General features: G+C 72.1%; 1 protein-coding gene and 1 pseudogene. Both read right to left on the minus strand.

Translation table 11 applies throughout. The annotated features are described in order from the left end of the window. Positions 1-69: 69 nt before the first annotated feature. Positions 70-753: a peptidoglycan editing factor PgeF gene (gene pgeF / locus AC08OO_RS08560; protein ID WP_476606309.1), complete on the minus strand. Its 684-nt coding sequence runs from the start codon at positions 751-753 to the stop codon at positions 70-72. Positions 754-776: 23 nt separating this feature from the next. Further along, positions 777-1,152, minus strand: a pseudogene (locus AC08OO_RS08565) (cell division protein FtsZ); the annotation flags it as partial.

The following is a 1,152-nucleotide window of genomic DNA, read 5'->3' on the forward strand; positions in this document are numbered from 1 at the left end:
GCTCTACTCCTACCGTCGAGAGGGTCGGACGGGACGCTTCGCCGGCCTGGTCTGGCTCGGGCCGGTGGATCATGGCGTCGGCCCGAGCCAGACCAGGCCGGCGAAGCGTCCCGTCCGACCCTCTCGACGGTAGGAGTAGAGCTCCGGATCCTCGGCGGTGCATCGAGCAGAAATTGTTATATCGGTCACACCGGCGGCGGCGAGTTGACGACGGATACCGGCACGCAGGTCGATCGCCGCGGTGCCGACGCGGGTGGTGGCCGCACTCCCCGGCACCTGGGTATCCACCTCGCAACGAAGATCCTCCGGCACCTCGTAACAGCCGGCACAGATACATGGACCGATGGTGACACGGAGCTCGTCCCGGACGGCGCCGAGCCGCTCGAGGGCCCCAAGAGTGGCGTGTATCACGCCATTGGCCATCCCAACCCGGCCGGCGTGCGCCACTCCCACCACCGCGGGGGCCTCGAACAGCACCGGTGCGCAGTCGGCAACCATCACGGCGAGCACGAGGCCGGGGACATCGGTCACCAGCGCGTCCGCCTGTGGCGGCGGCCCGTGCCGACGCAGCACGGCGACCTGCCTCCCATGCACCTGCCGCATGTACTGGACCGGCATCCGCAGCCGGTCGACGAGCCGGCGTCGGTTGACGGCGACGGCCTCGTCGGCATCCCCGACGTGGTCGCCCAGATTGAGTCCCTCGAACGGCGGGTCGCTGACCCCGCCCGAGCGCGAGGTGACGAGAACCGGCATGCCGGAAGTCTGCCTGGCACCGGCTACTTGAGGAAGTCCGGCACGTCCAGCTCGTCGTCGTCGGCCACCGGCCGCACCGGCCGGCGAGGCGGGTAGGTCGGCCGGGGAGCAGCGCGCGGCGGCTCCGGGCGGTGCTGACCATAGGCCTGATCGACCGGCGGCTCCACCGGTTCACGGTCCGGCGGGGCGAGGCGAGACTCGATCGCCGGGATCACGGTCGATTCGGCCGTGGCGGCCGCAGCGGGTTCGTTCGAGGCCGGCGCCCCCGGCAGCGGTTCCGGGTGGTAATGACCGACGTTCGACGGCGCGATCGGCGGCGGGGGTGCCTGCAGGTAGCTCGGTGTGGGCGGCGGGACCGGCGCAACGGGCGGGGGCGCGGCGGTCCCGCCGCCCACACCG

The organism is Frankia sp. CeCAU1, from assembly GCF_977971845.1.

Coding starts and splice junctions, on each gene's coding strand:
- pgeF (WP_476606309.1), bottom strand. CDS start 753: ATGCCGGTTCTCGTCACCTCGCGCTCGGGCGGGGTCAGCGACCCGCCG.